We start from the raw sequence: 25958 nt of genomic DNA, 5'->3' as shown, positions 1-25958 counted from the left end.
GGTGACACCGTCACGCTCACAGCCAGGACACAGGCTCAGCACACCGCCGTGACAGCGCGGGCGGCGAATGTCGTCGGCATGACGACGACACAGCCGCCCCGCACACCGCTGGGTTCCCTGCCACCGCGCGAGCATCTGCGGCTCGGTCAGATCGCGACCGTCCTCGATGTGGTGATCCCGGTCCACAACGAGGAGCGCGATCTCGAACCCTGCGTGCGGCGGCTGCACCAGCACCTCGCCCGCACCTTCCCGTACGGCTTCCGCATCACCATCGCCGACAACGCGAGCACGGACCGTACGCCGGAGGTCGCCGCCCTGCTCGACGACGCGATCGACGAGGTCACGGCGGTACGGCTGGAGCAGAAGGGGCGCGGGCGGGCGCTGCGCACCGTGTGGTCCCTCTCCGGGGCGCCGGTGCTGGCCTATATGGACGTCGATCTGTCCACGGACCTCAATGCGCTGCTGCCACTGGTGGCACCGCTGATCTCCGGGCACTCGGATCTGGCGATCGGCTCCCGGCTCAGCCGCAGTGCGCGGGTGGTGCGCGGCCCGAAGCGGGAATTCATCTCGCGGATGTACAACCTCATCCTGCGCGGCTCGCTCGCCGCACGCTTCTCCGATGCGCAGTGCGGCTTCAAGGCCATCCGCGGCGATGTCGCCGCGCGGCTGCTGCCGATGATCGAGGACACCGGCTGGTTCTTCGACACCGAGATGCTGGTGCTCGCGGAGCGGGCCGGGCTGCGGATCCACGAGGTGCCGGTGGACTGGGTCGACGACCCCGACAGCACCGTGCAGCTGGTGCGGACGGCCGCCGACGACCTCCAGGGCGTATGGCGGGTGGGGCGGGCGCTGGCGACCGGTACGCTGCCGCTGGACCGGCTCGCCCGGCCGTTCGGGGACGACCCGCGGGACCGTGAGCTGTCCGGGGTGCCCGGCGGCCTGGCCCGTCAGCTGGTCGGCTTCTGCGTTGTCGGCGGGCTCAGCACCCTGCTCTACCTCGGCCTGTATTCGGTGTTCCGGCTCGGTGTGGGGCCCCAAGCCGCCAATGCCGTGGCGCTGTTGCTGTCAGCGCTGGCCAATACGGCTGCCAACCGGCGGCTGACCTTCGGGGTGCGGGGCCGGGACCGGGCCGTGCGTCACCAGGCTCAGGGACTGGTGGTCTTCGCCATCGGGCTGGCCCTGACCAGCGGCTCCCTGGCCGCCCTCGCCGCCGCCGGCGGTGGCTCCTCGCACGGCACCGAACTCGCGGTGCTGGTGGCCGCCAACCTCGCGGCGACGGTGCTGCGGTTCCTGCTCTTCCGCGCCTGGGTGTTCCCGGACCGCGAGCGACGCGACGACGCCGGCGCACCGCAGCCGTACCCCGCGCACGACCACCCCGACTTCAGCAGGAGCGCTCGTTGACCCCGTCCCCTACGCACGACTACCCCGACTTCAGCAGGAGCGCTCGATGACCCCGTCCCCTACGTACGACCACCCCGACTTCAGCAGGAGCGCTCGATGACCCCGTGCCCACTCGGTACGCCGGCCCAGCCGTCGCATCCGTCCCCCCGCTCGTCACAGGAGAGAGCTATGGCGTCGGTCGCCGCTTCCCGGGCGGGGGCGGTCACCACTCCCCGGGCGGGGGCGGGGCCCGCTGCCGATCCGCGCTGGGCGCGGTCCGCGCTGTTGGCGTTGTTGCTGGTCACGGCCGTGCTCTACCTCTGGAGCCTGTCCGCCTCCGGTTATGCCAACCAGTTCTACTCGGCCGCCGTACAGGCCGGCAGCGAGAGCTGGAAGGCGTTCTTCTTCGGCTCCTCCGACGCGGCGAACTCCATCACCGTCGACAAGCCGCCCGCCGCGCTGTGGCCGATGGCGCTGTCCGTACGGCTCTTCGGGCTCAGTTCGGGGGCGATCCTGGTGCCCGAGGCGCTGATGGGTGTGGCGACGGTCGGGGTGCTCTACGGGGCGGTACGGCGCCGGTTCGGGGCGGGGGCGGGGCTGCTCGCCGGCGGGGCGCTGGCCGTGACGCCGGTCGCGGCATTGATGTTCCGGTTCAACAACCCCGATGCGCTGCTGTGCCTCCTGATGGTCTGTGCGATCGCCGCCGAGCTACGGGCCTTGGCGGACGGCCGTACGAAGTGGCTGGTGCTGGCCGGTGTCTGCTTCGGCCTGGGGTTTCTCACCAAGACGCTGCAGGCGTGGCTGATCCTGCCGGCCCTGGCCGTCGTCTACGCCTGCTGTGCTCCGGTTGCGCTGCGCCGGCGGCTGGGGCAGTTGCTGCTCGCCGGGCTGGTGATCGTGGTGTCCGGCGGCTGGTGGGTGGCGGTCGTCGAGCTGTGGCCGGCGTCCTCGCGCCCGTACATCGGTGGCTCGCAGCACAACAGCTTCCTGGAGCTGACCTTCGGCTACAACGGCCTCGGGCGGATCAGCGGAAATGAGACCGGCAGTGTCGGCGGGGGCGGTGGCCGTCCCGGCGGCGGGGGTGGCGGATGGGGGGAGACCGGGATCACCCGGCTGTTCTCGTCCGACATGGGCGGGCAGATCTCGTGGCTGCTGCCTGCGGCGCTGATCCTGCTGGTCGCGAGCGTGTGGGTGCTGTGGCGGGCCCGGCGCGCGGCCGATGCCGAACAGGCCGGTCAGCGGGCGGAGTTCCTGGTGTGGGGCGGCGCGCTGCTGATGACCTTCGCGATCTTCAGCTTTATGTCCGGGATTTTCCATCAGTACTACAACATCGCGCTGGCCCCGTACATCGCGGCGCTGGTCGGGATGGGGGCGACGCAGTGGTGGCGTCGTGGCGGGCGGCGCGCCGCCCTGGTGCTGGCCGGGACGGTCGCGGTGACCGCCGGATGGTCGTTCGTGCTGCTGAACCGGTCGCCGGGCTGGCTGCCGTGGCTGCGCTGGACGGTGGTGGCCCTCGGGCTGCTGTCGGTGCTGGGGCTGCTGGTGCCGGTATGGGCGGGAGCGTCGGCGCGGGACGGAGCGCAGGCGCGGGACGCGGAGCAGGCGCGGGATGGAGAGCCGGCGCGCGATGGAGGATCGGCGCGGGATGGAGAGCCGGGACGCGCCCCGCGGCGGACGGGGCGACGCCTGGTGGTGCTGGCGGCCGGGCTCGGGGTGGCGACGGCGCTGGCCGGTCCGGTCGCGTACACGCTTCAAACGGTCAACACGCCCAAGGGCGGGTCGATCATCACCGCGGGTCCCACGGTGCGAGGCGGCAGGGGCGGGCCCGGCGGCCGCTTCCCCGGTGGCGGGCGGCCCGGTATGTGGCGGGGCAACAACGGAACCATGCCGGGAGGCCAGGGTCAGGGCCAGGGTCAGGGCCAGCGCCAGGGGCAGGGTCAGGGCCTGGGTGGACCCCGAGGCAACCACCAGGGCAGCCAGCAGGGCACCCGTACGGGCCGGTTCCCGGGGCAGGGCGCCGGTGGCCGTCTGCAAGGCGGGTGGCAGGGCTTCCCCGGCGGTCCGGGCGGCTTCGGTGAGCGGGGCGCCGGGCGGATGCGCGGTACGGGCGGCATGGGCGGCACGGGTGGTCTGCTCAACGGCAGCAAGGTGAGCGCTCAGGCCAAGGCGCTGCTGGAGAAGGATGCCGGGGACTACACCTGGGTCGCCGCGGCGATCGGCTCGCAGAACGCCGCGAGCTATCAACTCGCCACCGAGAAGCCGGTGATGGCGATCGGCGGTTTCAACGGGAGTGATCCTTCGCCGACCCTTGACCAGTTCAAGAAGGAGGTAGCGGCGGGGAAGATCCACTACTTCATCGCGGGCGGACAGGGCCGACAGGGCCGACAGGGCCGACAGGGCCGACAGGGTGGACAGGGCGGGCCCGGTGGCGCCCGCGGCGGCCGCGGCGGCCGCGGCGGCTCATCCAAGATCACGTCCTGGGTGGAGAAGACCTTCAAGAAGGTCACCGTCGGCAGCGCCACCTTCTACGACCTGACCCGGAAGGCGTGAACCGACGGCGTGACCCGGACGGCGTGACCCGCAGGGGGTAACCCGGGGGCGTGCCCCGCAGGGGGTAACCCGGGGCGTGACCCGAGTGGCACGACCCGGCGGCGTGACCCGGGAAGCGTAGCCGCGAGACCGGCCCACTCCAGGCCCACTCCAGGCCCACTCCCCCGGGCGGCCGAAAATCAATGTACGGCGTATAGCGCTCCCTGTACGGTGTAAGTCACCGCTCGCACCGTACAGGGAGCCCGTATGTCCTCCGTGGCCTCCAACGCCACCACCGCCTCTCTTGAGCCGCCGGGCCGCCCCGCCGCCCGCTGGCTGATCCTCGCCGTCATCTGCCTCGCCCAGCTGACGGTCGTCCTCGACAACACCGTCCTGAACGTCGCGATCCCCTCCCTCACCGAGGAGCTGGGCGCGACCACCGCCGACGTCCAGTGGATGATCAACGCCTATTCGCTGGTCCAGTCCGGTCTGCTGCTCACCGCGGGCAATTCCGCGGACCGTTACGGCCGCAAGAAGATGCTCATCGTCGGCCTGGCGCTGTTCGGGGCCGCCTCGCTCGGCGCCGCCCTCGCCCAGTCACCCGGTCAGCTCATCGCCGCGCGCGCCGGCATGGGCATCGGCGGGGCCTTGCTGGTGACCACCACCCTCGCCGTTGTCATGCAGATCTTCGACGACGAGGAGCGCCCCCGGGCCATCGGCATCTGGAGCTCGGTCAACTCCCTCGGCTTCGCTGCAGGACCGCTGATCGGCGGTTCGCTGCTCGACCACTTCTGGTGGGGCTCGCTGTTCCTGGTCAATCTCCCCGTTGCGGTGATCTCGCTGGCGGCCGTCGTCGTCCTCGTCCCCGAATCGAGCAGCCGCGGCGGCGCCCTCTCCACGGCGGGTACGCCCTCGGCCGGGCGGACCCCCCTGGACCTGCCGGGTGCCCTGCTGTCCATGATCGGCATGGTCGGGGTGGTCTTCGCGATCATCTCCGGGCCGATGCACGGCTGGCTGTCCGGCCGGGTGCTGATCTCCGCGGCCGTCGGAGTCGCCGGGCTCGCCGTCTTCGCGCTGTGGGAGCTGCGCGTCCCGCACCCGATGCTGGACATGCACTTCTTCCGCAACCGCCGGTTCATCGGCGCCGTCTCGGGCGGCATCCTCGTCGCCTTCGGGATGGGCGGCTCGATGTTCCTGCTCACCCAGCACCTCCAACTGGTGCTCGGTTACGGACCGTTGGATGCCGGACTGCGGATGGCGCCGCTCGCCGTCACCGTCGTCCTGGTCAACTTCACCGGCCTGGGCGCCCGTCTGGTCCCCCGGTTCGGCACCCCCGGAATGATCGTTTCGGGGATGTCACTGCTCGCGGCCGGCCTCGCCGCCATCTCCCTGTTCGGCGGTGCCGGCTACGACGGCATGCTGTGCGGCCTGGTCGTGATGGGTGTCGGTATCGCGTTGGCCATGCCGACGATGGCCAACGCCATCATGTCCGCGATCCCTCCGGCCAAGGCGGGCGTGGGGGCCGGCGTCAACGGCACCCTGATGGAATTCGGTCAGGGTCTCGGCGTCGCCGTCCTCGGTGCGGTGCTCAACTCCCGTTTCACGGCGCTGCTTCCGCTGGCTGCCGCGGGCGCCGGGTCGCTGCCCGCGGCGCTCGCCCGGACCCGTACGGGCGCCGAACGGGACGCCGTCCACGACGCCTTCGCGGCCGGCATCGGCACCAGCCAGCTGGTCGGCGCGGCCGCGGTGTTCCTCGGCGGGCTGCTCGCCGCCGTCCTGCTGCGCCGGGCGGAGCGTACCGGCGGGGACTCGGAGCAGATCGCCACGGCTCCCGGTGCGCAACCGGCCGCCGCCGCGGCGGAATAGCATCGCTTCGGTAGGTGCGCGTGAACAGCGCGTACCGGCGGCGCGTATGACATCCGTACGTGCCGCCACCGACGCCGTCACCGACGCCGTCACCGACGCCGTCACCGACGACGACACCGATGGCACCGCCACCGACGCCGTCACCGAATGGCGTCACCGAATGGCGTCGCCGAATGACGGCACCGACGACAACACCGATAGCACCGACAACACCGATAGCACCGACAACACCGATGACAACACCGATGACGACACCGACGCCGACCTCGACGACGGCACCCACGACGTCGAAGACGCTCGGGACAGGGAGGGGCGCCATGGCAGCGACGGACGACCGCACCGGAAAGCGGCCGAACAGTGTCTGGCTGACCGAACGTCCCCCGCTCAAACGGAAGGCGGAACAGCCGGCCGGGCTCGACCTCGACAAGATCGTCGGGGCGACGGTCCGGCTGCTGGACGCCGAGGGCCTGTCGAAGTTCTCGATGCGCAGGCTCGCCGCCGAGCTCGGCGTCACCGCGATGTCCGTCTACTGGTACGTCGACACCAAGGACGACCTGTTGGAACTGGCCGTTGACGCGGTAGTCGGCGAGATGACCCTGCCCGACGCGGCGGACGCCGGTGCCGACTGGCGCGACCAGCTGCGCACGCTCGCCATCGGCTACCGCGACATGCTGCTGGGCCGACCCTGGGCAGCCCGGCTGCTGGGCGAGTTCCTCAACATCGGCCCGCATTCGACGGCCTTCGCCAACGCCACCCAGCGGGTGATGCGCCGCAGCGGCCTGGCCGATGACCGGATGTCCGGCGCGCTGGCGTCCCTCTTCCACTTCGTCTACGGCTTCTCGACGATCCGGGCCACGCACGAGGCCCGCTGCCGGGCCGTGGGCATGAGTCTTGACGACTACTTCGAACAGGTCGTCGCCGTGCTCACCGACCGGCCGGAGTTCGCCGAGTTGCTGGAACCCTCCACCCGGGCCGACCACATCCGCCGGGGCCGCAGCGCCGTGGACATGCTGGACCGGGACTTCGCCTTCGCCCTCGACCTGCAGATCGCGGGCATCGAGGCGATGCGGGACCGGCCCTAAGGGAGACGCCCCTTAGGGCATGGGGTGCTCGCGCCGAGGCTTCGCCCCCGGTCGCGTACCGGGGGCGGCGTCGTGCTCAGCATGGGCCCAAAGGAGGTTCGAACGTGATGCCCAGGTGCCGGAGGAGACCTGCACGCTGCTCGGTTGTGGCCAGGACCATGATGTCGTCGTCGAGTTCTGAGCCCTTCTGCTCGACGCAGCGGAAGTCCCGGGGGTCGTCATGGGGGCTGAGCGCTTCGATGGCCTGCTGCGCTGCTCCCATGTCGAGGTAGTCGTTCGACTCCTGCTCGATGCCGAAGGAGAGCGGCTTGCCGTTGCATTCGAAGTGCATCGTCCCCAGGCCGCAGTCTTCGTCGTCCGGGTTGGCCTTCTCGAAGCGGTAGTTGGAGACGGTGACTTTTCCGCCGGTGAGGGCTGCGGCCTCGGTGAGGAGCCATTCGTAGTGCTCGTCGGCGAAGTCGACGTCTTCGGTGTGGAGGGAAACAGCAACGTCGAAGAATTCGAGGGCACTGGCGATTTCGTAGCGTTGCTTGATCGGCTCGGTCGCGTATGCGGCGGCCTCGTCCAGGACGCTCCGGGCCTTCTCTTTGGTGATCATGCCGAGGTCGGTGAGGACTTCGGCTATCCGCACATAGGTAATCGGCTGGGTGTTCGACATCTGGGCATCCTGTCAGCCGACCCCGGCGGGGGGTGGAGCTTTACCCAAGGCACGTACCGCTCGCACAGCTCGCAGCAGGCGGTACAGCCAGGCGCTCCGCTGTACTCAACCGCTGCAGTGCGCACAGCGGCGTGAAGCCGCCCCCCAGGGACCCCACCACCCCGCAGCACCTCACCCCATGGGCAGGCTCTCCCCCTGCACCGCCTGGATGTCCAGTTCGACCTTCAGGGTCGTGCCGATCGCCGCGATACCGGCCGCGACGACCTGGTTGTAGTTCATCTTGAAGTCCTCGCGACGCAGCTCCGCGGTGGCGCGGAAGGCGGCGCGCACCCCGCCCCAGGGGTCGGGGCCGGTGCCGAGGTAGCTCAGATCGAGGTCCACCGGGCGTTGGACACCGTGCAGCGACAGCTCGCCGTGGACCGTCCAGCGGTCCGGGCCGGCCGGTGCCAGGCCCGAGCTGCGGTAGGTGATCTCCGGGAACTCCTCGACGTTCAGGAAGTCTTCGGAGCGCAGATGCCCGTCGCGCATCCCGTTGCCGGTGTCGATGGACGTGGCCTTGATGGCCGCCTCGACCCGCGAAGCGGCAAGATCCTCGGCGATCTCGATCCGGCCGCTGAACTCGGTGAACCGGCCGTGCACGCTGGAGATCCCCAGGTGCTGGGCGACCGCGGCCACCGTCGAGTGCATCGGGTCGATGGTCCAGGCGCCGGGCGGCGGCAGCTCGGCCCCGCCCTGCCGCGCCAGGACGACGCTGCCGACGTCCATCCGGCCGCTCGCCGTCACGATCGCGCTGGAGGCGACCGGTGCATAGCCGACCGCCGTCACGATGACCGTGTACGGACCGGCGGGCAGCGGCTGTGCGCTGCGGATGGCGCCCTCGTCGTCCGCCGCCGCGCGCAGCACCTGCGCGCCCGTCATATCGGTGACGGTCAGTACGGCGTGCTGGACCGCCCAGCCGTCGCGTGTGCGGACCTGAGCCCTCAGTCCCGCAGCTCCCGCGCCCGTCGAAGTCATTGCCTCTCCTGTTTCCTGCCTGGTCGGGTTCCCCCGCTCCGGCGACGCCGAGAGTTCGGGGGAGTGTCGGGCTCCGGACGGCGGCGTGCAGGCCGTCCCCTGCCTGTGCGCAGCGCCGCCGCCGGAGCCCTGGGGCCCGGTCCGGGACGCGTCTCCGCTCAACGCGCGCCCCGGCCCGGGGTATTGCTCCCGAGGTGGATCCCCGGGCCCGGGGTGTTGAGCCCCGGGGTATTTTCGGTCCCCCGGAGGTCCAGCCCCCGGGTGCTTCGGTCCTCGGGGTGTTTCAGTCCCCGGGGTGGGCGAGCTCGACGTCGTAGCCGTCGACTCCGCGGGCACCGACCGCAAGGCCGGTGGCGACCGGCGGGTAGCCGCTCGCGATGACCGTGTAGTCGCCGGCGTCCAGGTCGGTGAAGGCGTAGGCGCCGTCCTCCCCGGTCGTCGAGGTGGCCACGACATTGCCCGCCGCGTCCACCAGCGTGACCCGTGCGTCGGGCAGCGGACGGGAGCCGTCCGGACCGCCCGCCCGTACGATGCCCTGCACCCGCGCGCCGGACAGCAGCTCGATCTCGATCCGGGTCGTGCCCTGGCCGCCGATCTCGACCGGCAGGGCGGCCGGGCGGTGGTTCGGGGCGTTCACGGCGACGGTGAAGGTCCCGGGCGCCAGCTCGTCGAAGGCGAAGTAGCCGTCGGCGCCGGTCATTCCGGTGGCCAGCACCTCTCCGCGGACGTCGGTGACCACGACCATCGCACCGTCGACCGGCGCGCCGGTGGCCGCGCTGCGGACCTGGCCGCCGAGGCCGCTGGTGCCGCTGAGCAGGATGTCGTAGCCGTAGGGCTGGTCGCCGACGACGACCGTGGACGCCTGCGGCTGGTGGCCGTCGGCCGCGGCGATCAGCACGTACGAACCGGCGCCCGGGGCGTCGAGCACATACGAGCCGTTGGCCTGGGCGACCGCGCGGCCCAACTGACGCCCGCTGAGCGAGATCAGCGTCACCGCGGAGCGCGGTACGGGGTGGCCCTCCGCATTGCGGACGAAGCCGTGGACCGCGGTACCGGTCGGGAGGGCGTCACCGCCGCCGGCCGAGGCGTACGCCGCCAGCGGCTGGGCGGCGGAGGCGGTGGCCGCGGCCGGCTGCGCCCAGGAGGGCGTGTGCAGGTCGTCGTCGGGGGCCGCCGACGGGGCACCCACCAGAGCGGGCTCCCGCTCCTCGCCCGGCGCCGTGGCGGCGCCGGCGAGGTCCGGGACGACGGCATCCGCCGCTGGGACGGCCGTCGGAGTGATCTCCGGGGCGGCCGACGGGTCGGCCGCGGCCTGGGCGCTCTCCGCGCTCTGGGACAGTCCGCCACGCGTCTTCAACGCGACCTCCTTGATGAACAGGGTGAAGAGGAAGGCGAGCAGCGCGCAGGGCGCCGCGTAGAGGAACACATCGCCGACACCGTGACCGTAGGCGCTCTCCATGACGGTGCGCAGCGGTGCCGGGAGGGAGTCCAGGTCGGGGATGCCGCCGCCGCTGTTGCCGGCGCCGTGGGCGGCGGCCTTGGCGGCCTTGGGGCCGAGGTCGGCCAGTCCGTCCTTGACGTAGTGGGTGACGCGGTTGGCGAGCACCGCACCGAGGGCCGAGACGCCCACCGCACCACCGAGCGAGCGGAAGAAGGTCACGACGGACGAGGCGGAGCCGAGGTCCTCGGGGGCCACCTGGTTCTGCGTGGCGAGCACCAGGTTCTGCATCATCATGCCGATGCCCAGACCCATCAGGGCCATGAAGATCGCGATGTGCCAGTACTCGGTGTCGTAGCGGATGGTGCCCAGCAGCCCGAGCCCCGCGGTCACCAGCGCACCACCGGCCACCAGCCAGGCCTTCCAGCGGCCGGTCTTGGTGATGATCTGCCCCGAGACCGTCGACGAGATGAACAGTCCGCCGATCATCGGGATCGTCATGACGCCGGACATCGTCGGCGACTTGTCCCGCGCCAGCTGGAAGTACTGGCTGAAGAAGACGGTGCCGGAGAACATCGCGACACCGACGAACAGCGAGGCCACCGACGCCAGGGTGATCGTCTTGTTGCGGAACAGCCGCAACGGGATGATCGGCTCCTTGGCCTTGGTCTCGACGAAGACGAAGATCGCGCCGAGCACGACCGCGCCGCCGACCATCGCGGCGGTCTGCCACGACATCCAGTCGTACTTGTCACCGGCCAGCGTCACCCACACCAGCAGCAGCGAGACCGCCGCGCTGATGAAGAAGGCGCCCGCCCAGTCGACCTTGACGCCCTCGCGCTTGACGACGGGCAGCTTCAGGGTCTTCTGCAGCACGATCAGCGCGATGACCGCGAACGGGACACCGACGTAGAAGCACCAGCGCCAGCCGAGCCAGTCGGTGTCGGTGATGACGCCGCCGAGCAGCGGGCCGCCGACGGTGGCGACGGCGAAGGTGGCGCCGAGGTAGCCGCTGTAACGCCCGCGCTCACGCGGCGAGATCATCGCGGCCATCACGATCTGGGCCAGGGCGGACAGACCGCCCACGCCTATGCCCTGCACCACGCGGCAGGCGATCAGCATCCCGGTGTTCTGCGACAGACCCGCGACGACCGACCCCGCCACATAGATGATCAGCGCGAACTGCACCAGCAGCTTCTTGCTGAACAGGTCGGAGAGCTTGCCCCACAGCGGGGTGGTCGCGGTCATCGCGAGCAGCGAGGCGGTGACGACCCAGGTGTAGGCGCTCTGTCCGCCGTCGAGGTCGTGAATGATCTCGGGCAGTGCGTTGGAGACGATCGTCGACGACAGAATGGCGACGAACATGCCGAGCAGCAGCCCGGACAGCGCCTCCATGATCTGACGGTGCGTCATGGGGGTCCCGTCGGAGGCGTGGTGGTGACCGCCTCCGTGCCTGGCGTGGCCGCCCCGCACACCGGCTGGTGTGGTCGTAGCCATGTAGTTCCTTTTCATCCTGCGGGTGTACGGGTGGTGGAGTCGTGATGCGCCCGGGGGCGGCAGTCGCCGAAGCTCGTGCGGAGCCGGGCGAGCAGTTCGGTGAGGTGTCCGACGTCGGTGTCGGTCCAGTCGTCCAGGTACCGGGCGAGCGTTGCGGTGTAGCGCTCGGCGAGCTCCTCCAGGAGCTCCGTGCCGCTCGGGGTCAGGCGCAGCAGTCGCGACCGCTTGTCCGCCGGATCGGGCTTCCGCTCGATCCAGCCGCGCTCGGCGGCATGGGCGACATGCCGGCTGGTCACCGACATGTCGATGGCGAGCAGCTCGGCGAGCTGGCTCATCCGCATCTCACCGTGGCGGTCGAGAAGGGTGAGCACCCCGGCCGAAGCGGGCGGGCACTCCTGGGGCAGCATCCGCCCCATTTCGCGCTTGACGGCACCGATGGCGCTGAGTTGCCTGGCCAGTTCCTCGTACTGACTGTGGGCGGCCACGGGCTCCTCCACCATCCCTCGCACATCGCATGCATCCACGATCTTTTGTTGCTTGGGGCAACCATAATCAAAGTTGGTTGCTGAAGGCAAACGAAATGGTCCAGGGTTGAAGTAAAGGGAACGGAAAGTCTGCGCCGAGGGTTGGTCAATCGGCGTGACGTGGCGCGTAAAGGTGCAGGTCAGCGGCCGGGCGAGGGGGCACGGCCGATACCGGTCGGTAGCGGGACACCCCCAGACGACCCGCCCCCGCTCCCGCCCACGCGCCGTACCCGGCCCGACCCCGCTCCGTAGGCGGCCTCGCGAGCGCCGTATACGCGCCCCAGGGGTGCCCCTCCGCCCCCGGTTCGCTAGGGTCCTTCCCCATGGCGACCAACCCGCAGAACCAGGCCGGCGGCAACTACGACCCGGCGGGCAGCACGCAGATGTTCCGCGCCTTCGTGGACGAGGGCGGCACCCCGCAGGCCGGCAGCCGCCGCGCACCGGCTCCGCAGCAGTCGGCCGGCCCCCGCGTGGGCGTCATCGTCGGCGTGATCGTCGCGATCCTGGTCGTCGCGGGCGCGGCCTGGCTGGCGCTGGCGTAACGAGTCTCTTCCCGGCTGTCTTCACGCGACAGCCGCCTTCTTTGCGCGGCAGCCGCCTTTACGCGTACGGGGCCCGGCATCACGATGCCGGGCCCTTGATCTTTCCGCCCGCCGGCTACGTCACGCGCCCGCCCCTGCTCTCCGCGATCCGCAGCGTGTCCCGCAACGCTTCGCACAGCCTGTGGACACAGAACCGGAGCTCCCCGGCGGTCGCCTCCGCCGCCCTCCGGGAAGAAGGGCTCATCGTCACCACACCCGGTAGGGGCTCTTGTCAGCCACTGACCATCGGAACCTGCGGCAGCACCTGCAGGTCACCCACGCAGGGCCGCTGACGCTGCGAACTCCTGCAAGCCGGCTACATGATGGTCCTGCTCCACTCGCAACCGTCGCGGTCCCATCGGATCAGCACCGTCCCACCATCGCGCGAAGGTGCGGCAAGAGCCTCCAGATTGACACGGGTCAGGGCTTCCAACGCTTCGTCAGGAAGCCCTGAAGGAACCTCGAATGTCAGTCGTCCGTCACCTTCGTCGACGACTCTCAGGGTCTCCCCCTTGTCCACCACCAGCGGAGTACTCGATCCGGGATCGCGAACCCAGCGCGTCACCAGCCGACGGGCAGCCTCGAACGCGCTGTTCCCGGCTTGGGTCGCAAGCGCCTGCATGAAAGGGAGTACGGCTGCTGTGCCCACAGCAGTGATGACGACCTCGACAAACGCAGACCCAGGGGATCCGGGGCGAGTGGTCCCGACGTCTCTGTCTTCGGGTAAGTGCCTCTGTTCCTTCGTCGTCTCGGCTTCCGCTGCGTCGAAGAATGCGGTTGGCTCGACTGGCTCCACAGCCATCTCCCCCATCAGCTGGTCCTGCCTTCTCTCGCAGCTTAACCAGCCCGCACACGACACACGATGGCGTGTCCTCTCCGTTCGATGTGCCGTCCGGCAGAGGGGCTCCGTCCCCCCTCAGCGGTCGCCAGGCCGGAGGAGTTCGGCATCGCCACCACCACGAGTCAAAAGGTGCACCCGGGCTGCGTGCCGAGGGACTGAACCAGACGCAGCTGATGGGCCCACCGGGCGACGGCTGATACAGGTACCAGACCACGAAGAGCTGCAGTGCCACCAGGGGGATGTCGACGACGAGGGCGGCAATCGCGAGCGTGCCCGGCCGGCCGTCGCTCACCCATGTGTCGCGCCGCCGGGCGCGCATGGAGAGCCACCAGAACAGTGCGAGTGTGAGTACCCCGCAGGCCGGCGCACCGTAGGCGCTGAGGTAGATCTGCCAGGTCAGCGGGAGGACTCCGCAGTGTGCCCACTCCGCGGCGACATGCGCGTCGTCAGCCTTGCCGTAGGCAGCGAGACCGCCCAGGCCGAGCAGCGCGAACAGCGGGACCAGCAGGGGGGGGAGCGCCGGGCGCTGCTGGTTGAGGTGTCCGTCATCAGCATCCATCCGGGGGCGGGCAGCGTCAGGCCCTCAGCCCTCACACATCGTCTTTCCGATGTCCGCGGCTGCCTCGGCGGCTTGCAGATGGGTCACGACCACCCTGCCGGCCGTCAGCAGGACCGTGAGGCAAGCGAGGGCGAAGAAGAGCGTCGAAACCATGCTCTGCCAACCACGGTTGGGGTCCTGCCCGGCGCGTCGTGCGGACCGGAACATCAACAGACGGACGGTCACCGCGAGGACGGCCGCTACCAGGCCGCCGTAAGCGACGGCGAAGTTCGTCCACGGCAGCAGCGTGTACCGGCAGGCCCTCGACTGGAAAGCGTAGTGTCCGTTGGAGAGGGAGACCGACCCGAAGAAGCCGACGATTGCCGCCGCCGAGAGCAACGGCACGGAGAGGATCATCAGCTGCCAGCGTCCCGAAGGACGTGGTGCCGGCGTCGCGGGTGGTGGACTCGCTTCGGTCGTCACTGTCAGTACCAAGCCGGGTGCGGGCGAACGATGCGGATTCTCTGCTGCCCTTCGGCCTTCTCCGTTGCCGGGAGCCGGCCCTGCAGACTCACGTTCTGGTAAGAGTCCTGGTGCTGGGTGTACTTGACCTCGCCGTCCGGCATCACGGCCGTGACGACGGCGGCGTGGTGGGTGTTGCCCCGCTCGCTTTCGGCGTCGGGCCCCTGCTGCTCGTAGTAGACGATGTCGCCGGGCCGCGCCTGGGACTGTGGGACTTCCTCCCCACCGTGCTTGAGCATGAAGTTCTGCTGGTTCTCGGCTCCGGCCCAGGTCTTGGAGTAGTACAGGCTCGCGTCGATCCGGTCGATGCCGATGCCGCCGGTATTTCCCCATGTGTCGTCGCCCCGGGCCCCTGACCACAAGTCGAGCTTCTTCTGCAGGGGATGTGCCGTACAGTCCGTCGGCACCGTCCACGGCACGTCGTCCTGGGACCCTTCTCCTGACCCGGCAGCCGCGTGACCCTAGGCCTTCCGGGCAAGTAGTTGAACCTCCTGGAACTGCCGTCGGTCGGTGGGCTGAGGCTCGCGGACCAGCCGGGCCACCTCGACCAACCCGACCGTGCGCAGCATCGCGGCAAGGTGATCAGGCGACCACCGATAGGCCGGCGCGACTGTGTGATCGAAGACCTGCGTGGGGTGAGACGGACCCTCGCTTGCCGAAAAGCCGACCAGAAGGTGGGCGCCAGGTGCCAGCACACGGTGGAACTCCGCCAGGATGACGGGGACTTCCTGCGGCGGAGTGTGGATGATGGACCAGCGGGAGAGTACGCCGCCCAGCACGCCGTCGGCGATGTTCAACGCGGCCATCGAGCCCACGTCGAACCGCAGGCCCGGATAGGCCTGTCGAGCCAACTTGATCATCGCAGGAGAGGCATCAACACCAAACGCCGCCAGCCCCAGTTCGTCCAGATGAGCGGTGATATGACCCGGCCCACACCCCAGGTCCGCGACCTGACCGTCCCCACTCGCACGTACGGCCTCGGCGAAGGCACCCAAGATCGCACGGTCCAGGGGACTGTCCCGCAGCGTGTCGCGGAACAGCTGCGCATAGGTGGGGGCAGCGGCATCGTAGGCCTCGCGGGTGGCGCTGAGCGCATTGTGTTCGACCATGCTCGCGACGGTAGTTCCTGGCGCCGAGGCGGGCCGGGAGAATCACGATCCAGGCGAGACGAGCCACTAAGACCCCGGTGCCCCGAGGCGTTCGGCCGCACGGTGGGCCTCGGTCAGTACGTCGCCGAGGTGCTCGTACAGCAGTCGCCCGTTGCGCTTGACCGGGCGCCCCTCCACCAGGACCGTGTCGACGTTCCCGGGGTGGGCGGCGGTCACCACCGCACCGATCGGGTCGTGTGCCACCGGGGCGAGGTTGAGCGCATCGGCGCGCAGCAGGACGAGGTCGGCGCGCATGCCGACTCCCAGGGATCCCACCTCGTCGCCCAGGCCGAGGGCCGCGGCCCCCTCGGCGGTGGCCATGCGCAGCACATCGGCCGCCTTGATCGTGGATGTTCCGGAAGCGGCGTCAGGGTCGAAGTGACTGCTCATCAAGGCGGCCCGCATCTGCGAGAACATATCGCCCGGCGCCGAGGTGACCGCGTCCGCGCCCAGCCCCGTGGTGATGCCCGCGCGGCGCAGCCGCCCCGCCATCGGCGCGCCGAACCGCATCGAGGCCTCGATCGCCGGCGTGATCGCCACCGCCCCGCCGGACTCGGCGATCAGCCGCAGCTCGGAGTCGGGCAGCGAGTTGCCGTGTACGTACAGGGTGCCGGCGGTGAGCAGCCCCTGTTCCTGAAGGGCGGCGATCGGCCGTTGCGCCACCGGCCCGGCCTGCACATGGACGGCGAGGGGCAGGCCCAGCTCGCGGGCGAGCAGCCAGTCCTCGCGCACGGCCTCCGGGGGCGTGAAGGACGGGCCGACCGGGGCCAGGGCCATCGTGACCAGCGCATCGCGCGACGGGAAGTGGTCGGTGCGGGCCTTGCGCACCCAGTCGGCCTGCCGGGCGGCCTCGTCGAAGACGGGGTAGCCGTAGCCGAAGACGGCACGGATCCCCGCTTCCGTCAGCGCCTCGACGGCGGCCGCGGTGTGCTCCGGCGTGTGCTGGACGTGTGAGAAGTCCTGGACGGTGGTGACCCCCGAGTCCAGGCACTCCAGCGCGCCGAGGAGGTTGCCGGTGTACACATCGGCGGGCGTGAAACGGGCGCCGAGGTCACCGAGAATCCGGTGGAGGTAGTCGTCGAGGCTCTCGTCGACCGCGGCGGACCGCAGCACCCCCTGCCACAGATGCCGGTGGGTGTCGACGAAGCCGGGCAGCACGACCATCGTGCGGGCGTCGATCACCTCCAGGCCGGTATCGGTGTCGTCGACCGGCAGATCGGGGCCCACGGCGGCGATCCGGCCCTCCTCGACGAGGACATCGGTGTGCGGGTGGGCGATGGGGCGGGGGGCGGTGTCGATGACCAGGCCGCCGCGCAGGAGCAGGCGCGGCGTGTGATGGCGCTCGATTCCCATGGCGCGTCTCCCTCTACACGTTCGGAAGAAAGCTTTATAGAAAGCTATCACGATGGCGATCTACTATCCTGCCGAGGTGACCGCAGCATCCGGCCCAGGCCCGGGATCAGAATCAGGCCCAGGCCCAGAACCAGGCTCAGAACCAGGCTCAGAACCAGGCGCCGACCCCGTCGAGGCGCTGTTGAGCGCCTGGCGCACCGAGCTGCCGGATGTGCTGCGCCCGACGACGGAGCTGTCGAAGCGGATAGTGCAGCTCGCCGGCGCGCTGGACGCGGCCACTCGCGCAGTCCTGCCCGAACTCGGGCTGACCGTCGCCGAGTTCGACATCCTGGCGGCCCTGCGCAGGGCCGGCGAGCCATACCGTATGAAGCCGAACGACCTGGTCCGCGCCCTGCTGCTGTCCTCCGGCGGCATCAGCAACGTCGTCAACCACCTCGCCCGCCGCGGACTCGTCCTCCGTGAACCTGCACCGGACGACGGCCGGAGCACCATGATCCGGCTGACCCGGGACGGGGTGCGCACCGCCGAACGTGCCGTCCGCGCCCATGCCGACGCCCACGAGGCGGTCTTCGCCGAGGCGTCCCCCACGGCCGTGCATGCTGCCGCCCGGGCGCTGCGCGAGGTGGGCGTGGACCGCCGCCCTGCACCGCGCCCGCTACGGACGGGGCGCAATCGCAGCCGGCCCTGAAGCGCCGGCGCCCCGGGGTGCAGCGGCGCGTCGCGGGCGATGGCCGCTTTCGGTACGCCGGTGACCCCCGGCCCGCAGCGGTGCGTCCCGGGCGACGTCCGGTTCCGGCGCGCCGGTGAGCCCCGGACCGTGGCCGGCCCGGGGCTCTCGCGGCGCGTCACCGGCGCCTGGCACCCGGCTTGCGCCCGGTGCCCGGCTTACCTGGTGCCCGGCTTGCGCCCGGTGCCCGGCTTACCTGGTGCCCGGCTTGCGCCCGGTGCCCGGCTTACGCCTGATCCGCCGCCGCTTGGAGGGCGGCGACATCGATCTTCTTCATGCCGAGCATGGCCTTCATGGCGCGGGTCGCGCGCTCCTGGTCCGGGTCGTTCAGCAGCTCCGCCATGCCGCCGGGCGCGACCTGCCAGGACAGGCCGTACCTGTCCTTCAGCCAGCCGCAGGGGCCCTCCTCGCCGCCTTCGGAGAGCTTGGTCCAGTAGTAGTCGATCTCGTCCTGGTCGGCGCAGACGATCATCAGGGAGATCGCCTCGTCGAAGGTGAACTCGGGGCCGCCGTTGATCGCGGTGTACTGCTGTCCGTCGAGCTCGAATTCGACCGTCAGTACGGTCCCCGCGGGGCGCGGACCTGCCTCGTTGTAATAGGTGACGTTCTTGATCTTCGAGTTCGGGAACACCGAGCAGTAGAACTCTGCGGCTTCCTTGCCCTGGGTGTCGAACCAGAGGTTGGGGGTGATCTGGGGCATGGTCTTCTCCCTGAGACGGGGTCGCTGCCGGTGGCTGCGTCTGTGCCTCTTTAGACGGTCCCACCGGTCGGAACTCATCGCTCTTCGGAGAGGTCTTCCGCGTCGCCCGTCAGGGGCGATTTTCGGCCAGGCCCGAGAGCCGGCCCTCACTTCCACCTGAGCCGGCCCTCACCTCCACCTGAGCCGGCCCTCACTTCCACCTGAGCCGGCTCTCACTTCCACCTGAAGGCGACGTCCTTGGTGTCGAGGTGCATACCCAGCGGCACCCGCCAGCTGTCCACGCACACCCGCCAGGTGCCGGTCTGCCTCCTGCCCACGGCGAGCGGCAGTGGAAGGGGACGGGTGGAGGTGAGGGTGGCCCAGTCGATGCCGAGGGCGCCGATGATGTGGGTGCCGAAGCTGACGGTGCCGGCGGTGACGGGCCGGTCGCCGGTGTTGAGGAAGTCCACGGTGACCTTCTGGCACCAGCGGACGTCGGTGCCGGCGAGAGCCGGCTTGCCTATCAGGAGGCCGGCGGGAGCGCCCGGCCCGGCTGGGATGGTGGGGGAAGGGGGTTCGGGGGCCGGGGAGCCGTGCGGCGGGGTGGAACCTCCGGGGCGGCTGGGGGAGTTGGGCACGCCCGGTGAGGCGGGGGGCGTCGCGCCGCCGCCGTGACCGCCGTGTCCTCCGGAGGGTGGCGCGGAGGAGCCGGGAGAGGCGCCCGACGTGCCGGCGCTGCCGTGCGCTCCTGTGCCGTCGGCCTCGTCACCCTTGCCCGACCCGGCGGGGGACTCCGATGTGGGCCGCCCGGTACGTGCCCGTCCGCTGCCGCTGCCGCTGTCACTGCCGTTGCCTTTGCTGCCGTCGTCGCCACCGCGCCCTTCACCGCCGGCGTCCGCGCGGCCTCCGTCGCCGTCCAGTGGAGTCAGCTCGACACCGCCCTCGGGCGGTACGGCCCGGGTCGGCGCACGGTCATCGGCGGGGCCTGCCGCACCCACCGCGACATAGCCCTGGTCGGCCGCGCTTCCGCAGCCCGTGAGCAGGGAACCCAGACACAGCACGGCCGCCGAGGCGGCGGCCACAGTCGTTGTCCGTCGCATCGGGTCAGTGTTGCTGACGGTGCGTCAGGTGTACAGAGGTCGGTCGCACGGCCGTCGTGCGGCCGGACCGTGGCTCTCGCGCGGCCGGGCGGGCGCACCTCGCGCCACGCCCCCGCATTCCTCCCTGCGTCTTTGCAACTGTCCGCCGAGCGGCACGGAGCGCCTTGCGGCCCCTCGGCGGACCGTTCCTCAGTCGGAGATCAGGCCCTCGCGCAGCTGCGCCAGGGTGCGGGTGAGCAGCCGGGAGACGTGCATCTGGGAGATGCCGACCTCCTCGCCGATCTGGGACTGCGTCATATTGGCGAAGAAGCGCAGCATGATGATCTGCCGCTCGCGGGCCGGGAGTTTGGCCAGCAGGGGCTTGAGGGACTCGCGGTACTCCACGCCTTCCAGGGCGGTGTCCTCGTAGCCGAGGCGGTCCGCGAGGGAGCCCTCGCCGCCGTCGTCCTCGGGAGAGGGGGAGTCGAGCGAGGAGGCGGTGTACGCATTGCCGACGGCCAGGCCGTCGACGACGTCCTCCTCGGACACCCCCAGGCACAAGGCCAGTTCGGGGACGGTCGGGGAACGGTCCAGCTTCTGGGAGAGCTCGTCGCTGGCCTTGGTGAGGGCGAGCCGGAGCTCCTGGAGCCGGCGCGGGACGCGTACCGACCACGACGTGTCACGGAAGAAGCGCTTGATCTCGCCGACCACGGTCGGCATCGCGAACGTCGGGAATTCCACGCCGCGTTCGCAGTCGAAACGGTCGATCGCCTTGATCAGGCCGATGGTGCCGACCTGGACGATGTCCTCCATCGGCTCGTTGCGACTGCGGAAGCGAGCGGCCGCATAGCGGACGAGCGGGAGGTTCAGCTCGATGAGCGTGTCACGGACGTAGGTGCGTTCCGCGCAGTCCTTGTCGAGCGAGGCCAGCCGCAGGAACAGGGAGCGGGAGAGCGTGCGGGTGTTGATGGCGTCGTCGTCATGCACGTGTGGTGCGGGCGCGGGAATCGCGGGAAGCACCTTCGAGCTGCCCAGTTCTACGGACATGCCACCCCCTTGAGGTCGCGGTCGGGTCGCTGTGGCGTCCTCGGACCGGGGTGGACCGAGGAGTGATACCTCCACCTGAATACCGGAGGCAGCGCTACGGCAAACGCGGTTCCTGCAGAATGTCACATGTCGGCAACACGCTGTAGCGCCTTGTCGACATATCTGTGCAGGATCGGGTCGCTCGTCCCGGCTACGCGTCGATCCTGTTTGCGGATCGCAGTCGGGCGAAGCTCCGCGACAGTAGCCGCGATACATGCATCTGCGACACCCCCAGCTCCGCACTGATCTGTGACTGCGTCAGATTGCTGTAGTAACGCAGCAGAAGGATCCGCTGCTCGCGCTCGGGCAGCTGGACGAGAAGGTGCCGTACGAGGTCGCGGTGCTCGACGCCGGCCAGCTCCGGGTCCTCGTAGCCCAGGCGGTCCAGCAGGCCGGGCAGGCCGTCGCCCTCCTGGGCGGCCTCCAGCGAGGTGGCGTGATAGGAGCGGCCGGCCTCCAGGCAGGCCAGCACCTCGTCCTCGCCGATCTTGAGCCGCTCGGCGATCTCGGCGGTGGTGGGGGAGCGGCCGTGCAGCACCGTCAGGTCCTCGGTCGCGCCGTTGACCTGCACCCAGAGCTCGTGGAGGCGGCGCGGTACATGGACCGTGCGGACATTGTCTCGAAAGTAGCGTTTGATCTCGCCGACAACGGTGGGCATGGCGAAGGTGGGGAATTGGACGCCCCGGTCCGGATCGAACCGGTCGATGGCATTGATCAGGCCGATGGTGCCGACCTGGATGACGTCCTCCATCGGCTCATTACGGCTGCGGAAGCGCGCCGCGGCATAGCGGACCAGCGGCAGGTTGGCTTCGATCAGCGCGGCCCGGACCCGGGTGTGCTCCGGGGTGCCGGGCTCCAGGTCCGTCAACTCCGCGAACAGCACCTGCGTGAGCGCCCGCGTGTCCGCGCTTCGGCTCTCGCGGGATGGAGCCTTGGGCGCAGTACGGGCCGTCACGGTCACGCCACCCTTCACAGTGCATGTATCCGGCAAAAGCGGTCATAGCATCACAAGACATGTGCACTGTGTGCAAGCACCCCATAACGCCGTGTTGAACAGAGAGTTGAGGCGGGCGCGAAGCGGCCGGGAGGCCGGTGGGCGGCGGTGGGCGCCCGGGGGTACGGCGAAGCCCCCCGCCCGGAGGGGGCGAGGGGCTCGGCGAGATGGGGTGCGGGGGTGCCGGGGCTCAGAATTCGTAGTCGGCGATCACCCAGGTGGCGAATTCGCGCCACTGTGCGGCGGCCGCCTGGTGGGCCGGGTGCTCGATATAGCGCTTGAGGGCGTCCGTATCGGCCACGGCGGAGTTGATCGCGAAGTCGTAGGCGATCGGGCGGTCGGTGATGTTCCAGGCGCACTCCCAGAACGTCAGTTCCGGAATCTTGCCCTCCAGCGCCGCGAAGGCGCGGACGCCGGCCTGTACCCGCTCCTCGTCGCGGGAGACACCTTCATTGAGCTTGAACAGGACCAGGTGGCGGATCACTGGGGGCCTCCGTACGGCGGGCGGGGCGCAGCCGGTCCGGTGGGCCGGCTGGCCGGGGCTGGGGCTGGGGCGCCGGCCGATCGCGGGCCGGTCCGGTGCCTCGGGCGGCTCCAGGGCCCGCCGGTCGGACCGGGCAGTCCCTATTTGATCAGCTGCGTCATGAACTCGCCGACGCCCTGGGCGGCGGACGAGATGCCCTCGAAGCCTATCTGGACCATCTCGGCGGCCCGCTGAGGGGAGGTGATGATCGTGTACAGCACGAAGACGATGACCATGTACAACGCGATCTTCTTCGCCTGCGCCATCAGTCCCGTCTCCCCTACGCAGTCCCCTACGGCAGTGCCTGCACTTCCCGGCAGTCGGGCGAGTGTAACCACACGTGTTCGATCGCGGGAGTCGAGCCCACGGGTCGTCTGCAACCGCCTGCCGACCGCACCCCCGCGCTCCGGCATTGATCCGGACTTTATGGACCAAAGGCCCACCAAAGGAGGCCTTTTGCCTGCCTGTTGGGACAGGTCCCCCACGGCACCATGAGTGAGGTGGCCCGGTGGATCCGGCAGGAATCCACGGGCCCGGGACCAGGGCCTCGCTGCGGGTCCGCGCCCGCACCGTTCCGGCGACGGCGACGGCGGCGCGGACTTGGGGCTTCGGTCCGCACCGGGGGAGCAGTCGTCCCTGACGCCGCTCCCGACCGGACAGGAGCCCCGCCTCCGAGCCGCCCCTGGATGCCACGGGGGGTCCCAGGACACGGCACGGCGGCGGGGCTCCGTCGTGTGCCGCGGCCGGACGCGCCGCCCACGGTCACGGTGTCCGCGGCCACGGGCCCCGTACCCGCCGGGCGTCCGCCGTCGTGCGTCTGCAACCGCCCGCAAGGCCCCCGCGTCTCCCACCTCGTACGACTCGGATGCCCGCGGACCTCATACGGCTCGGAGCGCCTGGTCGGCACGCAGCATCCGGCATGCATCATGTACGCGACACAACGGAGCGCGGCAGCGCGCCGCGAGCCGCGGCGTGCGGCCGTGCGGGACGACGAAAGGAACACAGGCTCCAACGATGAAGATCGACTGGGACCGGCGTACCTGCGCGCGCCGCGGGCACATCACCTACCTCCCCCACGAGGAACACCTCCGGGGCAAGCTGCGCGCGGATACCGCTCTCGGCGAGGCCTGGCGCTGCCTGCGCTGCGGCGACTTCGCCCTCGGCGACCCGCACGGCTCCGGCCCGGCCGCCGATGCCCCGCTGGTCCCGCGGGGGAAGGTGCTGCGCGATCTGTTCATCCTGCGGTTCCTGGCCGTCGAGCGTGCGGTGCGCGGAGTGTTCATCGTGCTGGCCGCGGTCGGCGTATGGCAGTTCAGCAACCGCAAGGATGCCGTCCGCCGGTTCTTCGACGAATACATCGCCGTGCTCCGCCCGGTGGCCCGGCACTTCCACTACGACCTGGACCACTCGCCGGTCGTCGGCACCATCCAGAAGACCTTCGGTTACCGCCACTCCACCCTGCTGCTGGTGGCCGCGCTGCTGCTGGTGTACGCCCTGGTGGAGATCGTCGAGGGCGTCGGGCTGTGGCGCGCCAAGCGGTGGGCGGAGTATCTGACGGTGGTGGCGACGGCGGCCTTCTTGCCGCTGGAGATCTACGAGCTCACCGAGAAGGTCAGCTGGCTCAAGATCGCTACGCTGGTGATCAACATTCTGGCGGTGCTCTACATCCTGCTCACCAAGCGGCTGTTCGGGCTGCGGGGCGGGCGCGCGGCCTTCGACGAGGAGCGGCACAGCGCCTCTCTGCTGGAGGTCGAGACCTCGGCCGGAGTGTCCGTCACCGCCCATAATGGCTGAACGCTCGATCCAAGGGGGAAACGAAGGATGCCCATGAACTCCGTACCGCGCGAGCCCGATTCGTCCCACGCGGCCGCCCGGCCGGCTCCCGGGGGATCCCGGTCGCCGCTGCTGCGCCGACGGCCGGCCGTCGTGCTGGCGCTGCTGGTCGGCCTGCTGGCCGCGGCCGTCGCACCGGCCACGGCAGCGGGTCGCGGCGCAGCGGACGGGACACGAGCGGCGGCCACCGCGAGCGCCCCGAGCCGGAGCGCCGATGCCTCCCGGCTCGCTGCCGCGCCTGCGCAGTCCGCCGCCTACCGCCACCACAGCGCGCACTCGGCTCCGCTCAAGACGGCCTTCAAGCCTAAGACGTCCAAGGCGTCCAAGGCGTCCAAGGCGTCCAAGGCGTCGAAGACGTCCAAGGCGTCCAAGGTGTCCAAGACGTCGAAGACATCCAAGACATCCAAGACGTCGAAGTGGAAGTCGAAGGCGTCCAAGACGTCGAAGTGGAAGTCGAAGGCGAAGAAGAAGGGCGGCTTCTTCAAGAAGCTCGGCATCTTCCTGCTCGTGCTCTTCGTTCTCTTCCTCGTCGTCGTGATTCTGGTGATCTGGCTGATCGTGCGCTTCTTCCGCCGCGCGGCGCGGAACCGGCGCAACGACTAGTCATTCCCTACGGGCCGGCCAGGCCCCGCGGCGCGTCCGTTCCGACGGGCGCGCCGCTTTTTGCCGTGCGCCGCCTTCGCGCGGGCCGTCGGCGTTCCGGCGATGCCGGTTTCGGCCCCGGCCGATTACAGCCGTGGCTGCGCCTGCAGCCGTGGCTGCGTCACTTTCCGCGGAGAAGGCCCAGGAATGTCTTCAGCGTCAGCCGAAGGGACTGGTTCTTCTGCTTGAGGATGCGGGCCTGTTCCTGCGCCAGGTCACCTGAACGCCATGCTCCGGCGCGCTGCTCCATGTACGCAGCGGGATCTGCCTGAAACTCCCCGATACGCGGGTCCGTTTCTAAGGCCACGCCGTTCCAGACACCTGCAGTCGTACTCATGACGGAATCCCCCCAGGATTCTGCATCGCGTGTGCTTTTGTCGCGGCGGTCGGGCATGAGTTCCGTCCCTAACCCCCGAGGTGAACACCCGCCGTGAGCTGCCGATCCGTTTCACAGCGAGATCACTACCACTGGGCCACTCGCCTTGTGATCATGAGCGGCCCCCATCCCGACGTGCACCCACCGTTACGTCGAGCACATCGCCCTTATCCGGCATCACACACTAGCCCAGGGGTACCCGAACCAACCCTGAGATAAACGAATTTCGCCCGAAGAGACTACTCTGTGTGTATCGTGCGTGACAGCGCAAGCAGCCTGGGGTTGGGGACAGGGGAGGGGTTGCACATGGGGTGGGGTGCGTTTTCCGCCGGTGCGCTGGCGGTCCTGGCGTATGTGGCTCAAATGGTCATCGGGCTGGACATGGCCACGTGGCTGTTCTGGGTGATCACAGGGGTCGGGAGCGTGGCCACGGTGGCCACGGTCTGGCTGGCCAGCCGTCGGGTCACCACGGCAAACGAAGCCGCGAAGGCGGCGACGAAGAACCAGCGGCGGGCTTTCGAGGATGTCCTCGTTCCCCTTGCGTCCAACCTCGGCCAGATTGTTTCGAGTCCGACAAAGGCTGAACGAAATGCGCTGCAGCAGCAGACCAAGCAGGCCATCGTTTCGCTCACTGCTTCGCTGATCGGTCCTCAGGATGTACGGGCCTGTTTTCTGGAGCAGGTTCCCGGTACGCCGGCCGGGCAGCGCGAGGTGAAATGCCGTAACAGTCTCTGGTCGGGCCGGAATGTGGCACCCGTGACGACATTCCGGGAAACGGACCTCCGCGGCAAGGAGCTCTTGAAGCTGCTCGACGACGGCACCAGCACATTCGTGGAAAATGTGGACCTCTTACCCGCTGCGTTAAAGCCCGACAGCGACAGCTACAAAACCTATATCGCCTGTGCCGTGACGGCGGGAGATGAATCGTTCGGGGTGCTGGCCGTCGACGGTCTCCGGTCGGGGGATCTGCACCAGGACGACGTGACCATGGTCGGAGTATTCGCCCGCATGCTGGGCGTCGCCCTGGCCGTGAAGAAGTAACCGGCTG

The 25958-nt window shown here is 69.9% G+C and carries 25 protein-coding genes; 9 read left to right on the top strand and 16 right to left on the bottom strand.

Going from position 1 to position 25958, the window contains the following annotated elements:
• Positions 1-78: 78 nt before the first annotated feature.
• From ACF088_RS16520 to ACF088_RS16505, 4 genes are all read left to right on the top strand, one after another.
• Positions 79-1401, top strand: coding sequence for a glycosyltransferase (locus ACF088_RS16520; RefSeq protein ID WP_392376464.1), 1323 nt, complete (start codon positions 79-81; stop codon positions 1399-1401).
• 96 nt (positions 1402-1497) lie between these two features.
• Entirely contained in the window at positions 1498-3930 is a 2433-nt protein-coding gene (locus ACF088_RS16515; protein ID WP_392376463.1) for an ArnT family glycosyltransferase, read from the top strand.
• A 246-nt stretch (positions 3931-4176) separates the two neighbouring features.
• Positions 4177-5775, top strand: a complete 1599-nt coding sequence (locus ACF088_RS16510; RefSeq protein ID WP_392376462.1) for an MFS transporter — start codon at positions 4177-4179, stop codon at positions 5773-5775.
• Positions 5776-6092: 317 nt separating this feature from the next.
• Entirely contained in the window at positions 6093-6857 is a 765-nt protein-coding gene (locus ACF088_RS16505; RefSeq protein ID WP_392376461.1) for a TetR/AcrR family transcriptional regulator, read from the top strand.
• Between the two features lie 76 nt (positions 6858-6933).
• On the opposite strand, the gene ACF088_RS16500 is transcribed toward ACF088_RS16505, so the two are convergent.
• From ACF088_RS16500 to ACF088_RS16485, 4 genes are all read right to left on the bottom strand, one after another.
• Entirely contained in the window at positions 6934-7515 is a 582-nt protein-coding gene (locus ACF088_RS16500; protein WP_392376460.1) for a hypothetical protein, read from the bottom strand.
• A 171-nt stretch (positions 7516-7686) separates the two neighbouring features.
• Complete coding sequence (locus ACF088_RS16495; protein ID WP_392376459.1) at positions 7687-8529, bottom strand: YceI family protein; 843 nt, start codon at positions 8527-8529, stop codon at positions 7687-7689.
• 283 nt (positions 8530-8812) lie between these two features.
• On the bottom strand, positions 8813-11464 hold the full coding sequence (locus ACF088_RS16490; protein ID WP_392376458.1) for an MFS transporter: 2652 nt from the start codon (positions 11462-11464) through the stop codon (positions 8813-8815).
• Between the two features lie 11 nt (positions 11465-11475).
• Positions 11476-11949 (bottom strand): MarR family winged helix-turn-helix transcriptional regulator, encoded by a 474-nt coding sequence (locus ACF088_RS16485; protein WP_088802206.1) that lies wholly within the window; start codon positions 11947-11949, stop codon positions 11476-11478.
• 362 nt (positions 11950-12311) lie between these two features.
• Here ACF088_RS16485 and ACF088_RS16480 point away from each other — a divergent pair, with 362 nt between their 5' ends.
• Complete coding sequence (locus ACF088_RS16480) at positions 12312-12530, top strand: hypothetical protein (protein WP_392376457.1); 219 nt, start codon at positions 12312-12314, stop codon at positions 12528-12530.
• A gap of 355 nt (positions 12531-12885) precedes the next feature.
• On the opposite strand, the gene ACF088_RS16475 is transcribed toward ACF088_RS16480, so the two are convergent.
• The 5 genes from ACF088_RS16475 to ACF088_RS16455 form a co-directional block, all read right to left on the bottom strand.
• The gene (locus ACF088_RS16475) at positions 12886-13191 is read right to left on the bottom strand and encodes a hypothetical protein (protein ID WP_392376456.1); all 306 of its coding nucleotides are present in this window, start codon (positions 13189-13191) and stop codon (positions 12886-12888) included.
• A gap of 802 nt (positions 13192-13993) precedes the next feature.
• Positions 13994-14365 (bottom strand): hypothetical protein, encoded by a 372-nt coding sequence (locus ACF088_RS16470; protein WP_392376455.1) that lies wholly within the window; start codon positions 14363-14365, stop codon positions 13994-13996.
• 68 nt (positions 14366-14433) lie between these two features.
• Entirely contained in the window at positions 14434-14889 is a 456-nt protein-coding gene (locus tag ACF088_RS16465) for a hypothetical protein (protein ID WP_392376454.1), read from the bottom strand.
• Positions 14890-14931: 42 nt separating this feature from the next.
• Complete coding sequence (locus ACF088_RS16460; RefSeq protein WP_392376453.1) at positions 14932-15579, bottom strand: class I SAM-dependent methyltransferase; 648 nt, start codon at positions 15577-15579, stop codon at positions 14932-14934.
• 66 nt (positions 15580-15645) lie between these two features.
• Positions 15646-16971 carry an amidohydrolase family protein gene (locus ACF088_RS16455; protein WP_392376452.1) on the bottom strand — a complete coding sequence of 442 codons (1326 nt, stop codon included), beginning with the start codon at positions 16969-16971 and terminating at the stop codon, positions 15646-15648.
• Between the two features lie 181 nt (positions 16972-17152).
• On the opposite strand from ACF088_RS16455, the gene ACF088_RS16450 reads away from it, so the two are divergent.
• A complete protein-coding gene (locus tag ACF088_RS16450; protein WP_392376451.1) occupies positions 17153-17659 on the top strand; it encodes a MarR family winged helix-turn-helix transcriptional regulator in 507 nt (168 codons plus the stop codon).
• A 265-nt stretch (positions 17660-17924) separates the two neighbouring features.
• Here ACF088_RS16450 and ACF088_RS16445 read toward each other — a convergent pair whose 3' ends face one another.
• The 6 genes from ACF088_RS16445 to ACF088_RS16420 all read right to left on the bottom strand — a co-directional run bounded on the left by ACF088_RS16445 (position 17925) and on the right by ACF088_RS16420 (position 22325).
• Positions 17925-18398, bottom strand: a complete 474-nt coding sequence (locus tag ACF088_RS16445; protein WP_392376450.1) for a VOC family protein — start codon at positions 18396-18398, stop codon at positions 17925-17927.
• 212 nt (positions 18399-18610) lie between these two features.
• Complete coding sequence (locus ACF088_RS16440; RefSeq protein WP_392376449.1) at positions 18611-19477, bottom strand: hypothetical protein; 867 nt, start codon at positions 19475-19477, stop codon at positions 18611-18613.
• 189 nt (positions 19478-19666) lie between these two features.
• Positions 19667-20503, bottom strand: a complete 837-nt coding sequence (locus tag ACF088_RS16435) for an RNA polymerase sigma factor SigF (protein WP_085928175.1) — start codon at positions 20501-20503, stop codon at positions 19667-19669.
• 190 nt (positions 20504-20693) lie between these two features.
• Positions 20694-21503 (bottom strand): RNA polymerase sigma factor SigF, encoded by an 810-nt coding sequence (locus ACF088_RS16430; RefSeq protein WP_026169670.1) that lies wholly within the window; start codon positions 21501-21503, stop codon positions 20694-20696.
• Between the two features lie 223 nt (positions 21504-21726).
• The gene (locus tag ACF088_RS16425) at positions 21727-22020 is read right to left on the bottom strand and encodes a Dabb family protein (protein WP_392376448.1); all 294 of its coding nucleotides are present in this window, start codon (positions 22018-22020) and stop codon (positions 21727-21729) included.
• 140 nt (positions 22021-22160) lie between these two features.
• The gene (locus ACF088_RS16420) at positions 22161-22325 is read right to left on the bottom strand and encodes a hypothetical protein (RefSeq protein WP_164993001.1); all 165 of its coding nucleotides are present in this window, start codon (positions 22323-22325) and stop codon (positions 22161-22163) included.
• 748 nt (positions 22326-23073) lie between these two features.
• Between ACF088_RS16420 and ACF088_RS16415 the strand changes: the two genes are divergently transcribed.
• Positions 23074-23853 (top strand): DUF2127 domain-containing protein, encoded by a 780-nt coding sequence (locus ACF088_RS16415; protein ID WP_392376447.1) that lies wholly within the window; start codon positions 23074-23076, stop codon positions 23851-23853.
• A 33-nt stretch (positions 23854-23886) separates the two neighbouring features.
• Positions 23887-24495, top strand: coding sequence for a hypothetical protein (locus tag ACF088_RS16410; protein ID WP_392376446.1), 609 nt, complete (start codon positions 23887-23889; stop codon positions 24493-24495).
• A 160-nt stretch (positions 24496-24655) separates the two neighbouring features.
• Here the strand turns inward: ACF088_RS16410 and ACF088_RS16405 are convergent, their stop codons facing one another.
• Positions 24656-24871 (bottom strand): hypothetical protein, encoded by a 216-nt coding sequence (locus ACF088_RS16405; RefSeq protein ID WP_143034551.1) that lies wholly within the window; start codon positions 24869-24871, stop codon positions 24656-24658.
• Positions 24872-25165: 294 nt separating this feature from the next.
• Between ACF088_RS16405 and ACF088_RS16400 the strand changes: the two genes are divergently transcribed.
• Complete coding sequence (locus tag ACF088_RS16400) at positions 25166-25951, top strand: hypothetical protein (protein ID WP_392376445.1); 786 nt, start codon at positions 25166-25168, stop codon at positions 25949-25951.
• The last annotated feature ends 7 nt before the right edge of the window (positions 25952-25958 follow it).

It is taken from the genome of Streptomyces sp. NPDC015125, from assembly GCF_043080045.1.
Lineage (GTDB): Bacteria > Actinomycetota > Actinomycetes > Streptomycetales > Streptomycetaceae > Streptomyces.
The sequence above is the reverse complement of the archived record's forward strand: the minus strand, read 5'-3'. Positions and strand labels throughout refer to the sequence as shown.